The sequence below is a fragment of the Carnobacterium sp. genome, assembly GCF_032094055.1.
Lineage (GTDB): Bacteria > Bacillota > Bacilli > Lactobacillales > Carnobacteriaceae > Carnobacterium_A.
On record NZ_DAMDAK010000113.1, the window covers coordinates 1 to 6450 of the forward strand.

The following is a 6450-nucleotide window of genomic DNA, read 5'->3' on the forward strand; positions in this document are numbered from 1 at the left end:
ACTATCTAAGCCAAATACTAGTGGTTGAAAAACTGTTTGAATAATTGCGTTTAGATCGACTCCTATAATGACTCGAGCAATCCAGATTACAGTAATAATGACAAATGCTGGAATCAAACTAATAAAAGATTGAGCAACAGCAGGCGGAACTCCTTCAGGCATTTTAATGGTTATATTATTACGAATAAAGAATCGGTAAACTTCAACAGTAAACAAAGAGACAATGATAGCTGTGAACATTCCTACAGCTCCCAAGGAATCAATATCTAATGTATTTTCTTTTGACAGTGTAGCTAGCAAAAAGGCTACCAACGTAATCACAGCATTAGAAATCGGCTCTACATCTAATTGTTCTCCCATGTAATAACCAATTCCAATAGCGGAGATCAATCCCAGCATACCAAAAGTTACATTTACAGGTGCATTTAATATCTCTGAATATGGAGAAATAAAATCCATCCATGCTTGTATCGGGAGATTTCCGATAATTAAGAAAAAGCTTCCAATAATAGTAAATGGAATCGTGATTGAAAGTCCATTACGAATGGCAATCAATCGCTTATTTTGACCAATTTTAAACAGAACAGGAACAATTTTATTTTCAAATACCTCTAACATATACCATCTCTCCTCTGATCATTTTAATGTTATAAAAGTTTTTTTAATTTCAAATTATAGCATTCCATCTAGCACCACTGTACAGTTAGTATGAAGCCTCAATGCTGTTACTGGCCAATCTTCAGTTATCTTACTTTCCATTAATTTTTTTATAGCTTCTTTTTTTGTTTCACTGCTTGCTTCAAGGATAAGGTACTTAGATTCTAATAGTTGTTTGATTCCTACTGTAATTCCTTGACTGATCATTACATCTTGTTCAAAATATTTTTCGCCCACTTTCTTGGTTATATCATTCAGATCTACGATGTGAGCCTGACTTTCAAAGCTAGTACCAGGTTCATTAAATCCCAGATGTCCGTTTACTCCGACTCCTAATAAAGATAGCGTTATCCCACCATGTTTTTTAATATACTCATTTGCTAAGCTGCATTCTTTTTCTAAATCTTCAGACGTGGCATTAAAAAAATGTACTTGTTCTTTAGGAATGTTCGCAGGATCAAAGAGGTTCCTTTTCATATAAGATAGACAACTTCCATCATTAGAACGATCCAATCCTACCCATTCGTCCAATCCAATATAATAGGCATCACATAAATTGATTTCTTTTTCCTGGTGAGCTTTTACCAGCAGCTCCAATGTCCTAACAGGAGTGTCACCTCCAGCAAAGCAATAAAGAGAATGAGGGTTCTCTTTTAACACTTTAATGATTATTTCGCTTGCTGCCTGACTTAACTCTTCATAATTTTGGGTTTTTATTAAGTTAAAAGGTTGCATCATCTATCCTCCTTTCTTTACTTTTTTTATTTAAACTGAGGCAAGAACTCTTTATGTGCCTCCAGTAATTCATCCAGCATATGTTTTGCATCTGTATCGCTGTTAACTAACGGGTTGATCGTCATTGCTAATAAGGCTGTATCATAATCTCCCGTTACGGCAGCTTCTATTGCTGTTCTTTCAAATGATTTGATTTGTTGAACTAAGCCTTTGATTGAAATAGGCAGCTCTCCAGTAGTTAATGGGATCGGACCATGACTGGTAATCACACAATTTACTTCTACAGCTGAATTAGGATCAATATCTAAGATAGCTCCATTGTTACGTGTATTAACTGTTTGGATATCTCTTTTATCATTGTAAATAGAATTAATTAAATTACATGCCGCTTCACTATAGTATGCTCCTCCTCTTTGTTCTAATTCTTTTGGTTTTACTGATAAATTAGGATCTTTGTATAGTTCGAATAAATCTTTTTCTACTTTTTTTACTACTTCTGCTCTTGTTCCTTCATGCTCACACGATTTCTTCTGTTCTGCTAGCATTCTTGATGTTTGGTAATAATATCTTAAATAGCCAATGGGTATCATTCCAAGTTTTTTTAAAAATTCTGGCTCCCAACCGATTTCTTCAATGTTTTTTAATCCAATAGACTCTTCTTGGCTCACCATTTTTTCCATAACTTCTTTAGTCACATCTTTGCCTCTTAAATAAATTTTTTTAGCGAAAACCATATGGTTCAAACCGGTAAATTCAACAAAAATTTCATCTTTGTCAACTTCTAGTAATTCAGCTATTCCTTTTTCAATCCCAATAGGTCCATTACACAACCCAACCACTTTTTTTATATTGCTGTATCTTAATACGGCTTCCGTAATCATTCCTGCAGGATTAGTAAAGTTGATCAACCAAGCATCCGGACAAAGCCTCTCCATATCAGAACAGATTTCTAAAATAACTGGAACGGTTCTTAACCCTTTGAATAATCCGCCCGGACCATTTGTTTCTTGACCAATCGTATTGTACTTTAAAGGAATCTTTTCATCTTTTTCTCTAGCATCTAATTGCCCTATACGAAATTGAGTCGTAACAAAATCCGCATTTTTTAGAGCTTCTTCCCTGTCAAAAGTCAAATGAATGTTGATAGGCAATTTGGCTTGTTCAACCATTCTTTTGGCAAGTTCTCCAATGATGTTTAATTTTTCACGTCCTTTCTCTATATCTACCAGCCATATTTCCTTAATTGGTAATTCATCATAACGATTAATGAACCCTTCAATTAATTCAGGAGTGTAGCTAGAGCCCCCGCCTATCGTAACAATTTTTATACCTTCCACAATATAACCTCCTTAAAAATTATAACGCTTTCATTTGTTCGGCTTTATTATAATATAAAAATTATGTATAGTTACATTTACCAGTTATTTAGGATACCAACTTGACTTTTGGAACCTGTTACATTACAGTAACAGGGCGTTCTACATTTAATTTACAAAACTGAAAGGACTGATTAACATGTTGTTTTTAGACTATACCCCTGAATTAACTCCTCTGGATAGAGATATATACAAGTATATTTCTGATCATTTGGAACAAGTCATCTATATGAGAATACGGGATTTAGCCAGTAATACACACACCAGCCCTACTAGTATCTTACGTTTTTGTAGAAAATTTGAATGTGAAGGGTATTCAGAATTTCGTATTAAATTAAATATGTATTTAAAAGAAAATCAAACAGCCTCTCTAGAGGGAATAGACGAAATGGCAATAATAGATTTTGTTAATAGAACGACTCAACCTTTATACCAAGAGAGAATAAAAGATGCAGTTGATTTATTAAAGGATAAAGAATTGATTCTATTTTTAGGATCAGGTTCTTCAAACATTATAGCTGCATACGGTTCACTATATTTTTCTTCCATTTTTAATATCGCGCTAAGAATTGAAGATCCTGTAAACTTACCTATCGATTATGTGTCAAAAAGCTTATCTAAAAAAATTTGCATTATTGCTTTATCTGTTTCTGGAGAAACCAACGAAATTATTAATTGTTTAAATCATCTTAACTTTACTAACAGCTCCATCATCTCCATTACAAATAGCTCTAAATCAACAATTGCCCAATTATCTGATGTAAATATTCCTTATTATATTTCCAAAGAATACAATAAACATGCAGACATTACTTCTCAAATACCAGCACTGTATACTATTGAATTTTTAGCAAAAGAAGTTAGGAAAGCAAACAAGAAGAAATCTAATAAGTAACAGAGAGCTGAATAAATACAGCGTAACCGTCATGAATGCATACCCTTATAAAAGATGGGAAACTACCTTAAACTAACGGCGTTCGGTTACAGAAATTACACCAACTTCTGTAATTGGATTTTATTAGTGATGGGCTTATACTTATCAGAGAAAAAAAACAGACTAAGCAATTTGCCTAGTCTGTTTAAAATTTTCTCATTAACCTTATTTGATGAAGAATCGAAAAGTCGCATACTTAGAAGGTGATTCTTATTTCCAACTGATTACTCATTTTTTTCTTTCTTTAAATAGTCTACTGCTTTTTTCAAGCCTTCCAAGCCTTCTAGTACTTTTTTTCGTTGACATCCCAAATTCATACGCAAAAAATCTTTTCCTTGTTTACCATAAATGGATCCATCCATAATAGCGACTTTTCCAATTGTAATGAGTGCTTGCTGTAAATCGTTCATTTCAAAGGGTAAGTTGCTAATATCTATCCAGGCTAAAAATGTAGATTCAGGGACAACAAAATGGATTTCTGGGATATGTTCTTTCAAATACTTAGCTACTAAATTTAAATTAGCTGAAATATAATCATTCAATTCGTCTACCCATTCTTGACCATAATTATAACCAGCCATGATACTTTCAATTCCCATAATGCTTGCAGAAGATAACCCATCCCTATTTTTCAATAATTCCAGGAATTCTTCTTGCAATTTTTCGCTTGGAATTATAGCATAAGATCCTATCAATCCTGAAGTATTGAATGTTTTACTGGCAGAAGTACAAATTGCTAGATATTCTAATTTATCTGTTAAAGCAATTACTGGAATATGTTGGTAGGCTTCACGAACGATATCCATATGAATTTCATCAGAAATCAAAAACACATTATAGCGATCACATAGATGAATCATTTTGATCAACTCATCTTTTGACCAAATTCTCCCTGTTGGATTTTGAGGACTGCACAACAAAAAAATCGTCGTTTTTTCATCAGCTAATTTTTTCTCTAAATCATTAAAATCAATTGAATAAACACCATCAGTATAGACAAGGGGATTTTCTGTTATCATTCTTTTATTGCTTCGAATAGTTTTAAAAAATGCATCATATGCCGGTGTTTGAATAACTATTTGATCACCTATAGCTGATTTTAATTCAATCAACCTTGAAATTGTATACATAACTGAAGGTGAATAAACTATCCAGTCTGGATCCACCTTTGTTGCAAAACGTTCTTCATACCACTTGATAATTGAGTGTTTAAAGTCTGAATGGTTCCATCGAGTATAACCATAAACTGGATGGCTCTCTCTCCTTTTTAAAGCTTCACTGATTACAGTAGGAACTGCAAAATCCATATCGGAAATAGTAAATGGTAATAAATTACTGACTCCAAAACGATCTTCTATATAATCCCATTGTGTACAATATGATCCTCTTCTGTCGATTGGTTCATCAAAATTACTTTTTTTCAAAACAATACTGTCTCCTTTCTACTATATTAGTCGTTCTAATTGGTTTTTCAATGTAGCTACTTGCATACCAATAATAACTTGAAGGTTTTGGTCATCTAACTTCATTACCCCTAAAGCACCATTTGCTTTCAACACGTCTTCGTCCACTTTATCCATACTGTTAACCACTAATCTTAATCGAGTAACGCAATTATCCAACGAAGCAATATTATCGGCACCACCTAAAGCTGATAATATAACCGGTGCATCATATTGGCCTTTTTTCTTGTGCCCTAACTCTTCTTCTGAATAATCTGTATTATCTGCATTGACTAATTCTCTTCCTGGTGTTTTTAAATTGAATTTTTCAATCGCGAATTTAAAAACAAAGTAATAAATAGCAAACCAAGCAGCTCCGACTAATAGAACTAAATACCATTTTGTTTGGTTTCCTTGCAGTACTCCAAATATAAGAAAATCTAAAATCCCACCATCAGTGTTTCCAATTTTAACTGTCAACAATGCCATAACCATAAATCCTAATCCAGTCATAATAACATGAAACAGATACAATAGTGGAGAAATAAACAAGAATAAAAATTCAATTGGTTCAGTAATTCCTGTTACAAAAGTAGCCAATACACCAGAAATCAATAACCCTTTAATTGCCGATCTATTTTCTGGTCTAGCTGTCTTGTACATAGCTAGTGCGGCTGCTGGTAATCCAAACATAAACGTTGGCATTTTACCTTGTGATAAAAAGGCTGTTGCATCTGCACTGATTGGCAGCCCTTTTTGTAGTTGTGCGTAAAAAATATTTAAAGCACCAGAAATAGTAGTTCCGTCGACTACTTGAGTTCCACCAGCTTCTGTAAAACGAATCATAGATACTAAAATATGATGTAGTCCTGTTGGAAGTAGCAATCTTTCTCCAGCTCCAAATAAAAATGGACCAAAGATTCCAGCTCTTTGAATTAAATTTCCAATACCTGTAATTGCTGCTCCAAATATAGGCCATATCATCGGTAATAATAAGCCAACTCCACCTAAAACTAATGATGTGATGATAGGTACAAAGCGAGCTCCGCCGAAAAAGGCAAAAGCATCTGGTAATTGAATTTCAGAAAACGCTTATGCAGCGATGAAACAATTATCCCTACAATAATACCGCCAAGAACACCCATCTCAATCGTTTGGATACCCATGACCATTCCTTGCCCAGCTTCTCTTAATGCTTCAGGTTCTGCCAAAAGATTTGCTTCTGTTAGATAAAAGTTGATGGACAAATTCATAATAATATATCCAACTAATCCAGAAAATGCAGCTACTCCTTTATCGTAACGAG

The 6450-nt window shown here is 33.8% G+C and carries 6 protein-coding genes and 1 pseudogene; 1 reads left to right on the plus strand and 6 read right to left on the minus strand.

The window, feature by feature from the left end; all coding sequences use genetic code 11:
• From RT405_RS12570 to RT405_RS12580, 3 genes are all read right to left on the minus strand, one after another.
• A partial coding sequence (locus tag RT405_RS12570; protein WP_313470132.1) for a PTS transporter subunit EIIC occupies positions 1 to 618 on the minus strand: 618 nt, incomplete at its 3' end.
• Positions 619 to 672: 54 nt separating this feature from the next.
• On the minus strand, positions 673 to 1392 hold the full coding sequence (locus tag RT405_RS12575) for a glucosamine-6-phosphate deaminase (protein WP_313470134.1): 720 nt from the start codon (positions 1390 to 1392) through the stop codon (positions 673 to 675).
• A gap of 26 nt (positions 1393 to 1418) precedes the next feature.
• On the minus strand, positions 1419 to 2732 hold the full coding sequence (locus RT405_RS12580; protein WP_313470139.1) for a 6-phospho-beta-glucosidase: 1314 nt from the start codon (positions 2730 to 2732) through the stop codon (positions 1419 to 1421).
• A 175-nt stretch (positions 2733 to 2907) separates the two neighbouring features.
• On the opposite strand from RT405_RS12580, the gene RT405_RS12585 reads away from it, so the two are divergent.
• Complete coding sequence (locus tag RT405_RS12585) at positions 2908 to 3663, plus strand: MurR/RpiR family transcriptional regulator (protein WP_313470137.1); 756 nt, start codon at positions 2908 to 2910, stop codon at positions 3661 to 3663.
• Positions 3664 to 3926: 263 nt separating this feature from the next.
• Here RT405_RS12585 and RT405_RS12590 read toward each other — a convergent pair whose 3' ends face one another.
• From RT405_RS12590 to RT405_RS13525, 3 genes and pseudogenes are all read right to left on the minus strand, one after another.
• Positions 3927 to 5126, minus strand: a complete 1200-nt coding sequence (locus RT405_RS12590; RefSeq protein ID WP_313470138.1) for a MalY/PatB family protein — start codon at positions 5124 to 5126, stop codon at positions 3927 to 3929.
• Between the two features lie 21 nt (positions 5127 to 5147).
• On the minus strand, positions 5148 to 5657 hold the full coding sequence (locus RT405_RS13520) for a glucose PTS transporter subunit EIIB (protein WP_396163838.1): 510 nt from the start codon (positions 5655 to 5657) through the stop codon (positions 5148 to 5150).
• 51 nt (positions 5658 to 5708) lie between these two features.
• Positions 5709 to 6397: pseudogene (locus RT405_RS13525) on the minus strand (PTS transporter subunit EIIC); the annotation flags it as partial.
• Positions 6398 to 6450 lie beyond the last annotated feature (53 nt).

What these genes read in the sequence shown, in the direction of transcription:
- RT405_RS12575 (WP_313470134.1), bottom strand. Translation starts at nt 1,392, where the DNA reads ATGCAACCTTTTAACTTAATAAAAACCCAAAATTATGAAGAGTTAAGT.
- RT405_RS12585 (WP_313470137.1), top strand. Translation starts at nt 2,908, where the DNA reads ATGTTGTTTTTAGACTATACCCCTGAATTAACTCCTCTGGATAGAGAT.
- RT405_RS13520 (WP_396163838.1), bottom strand. Translation starts at nt 5,657, where the DNA reads ATGACTGGATTAGGATTTATGGTTATGGCATTGTTGACAGTTAAAATT.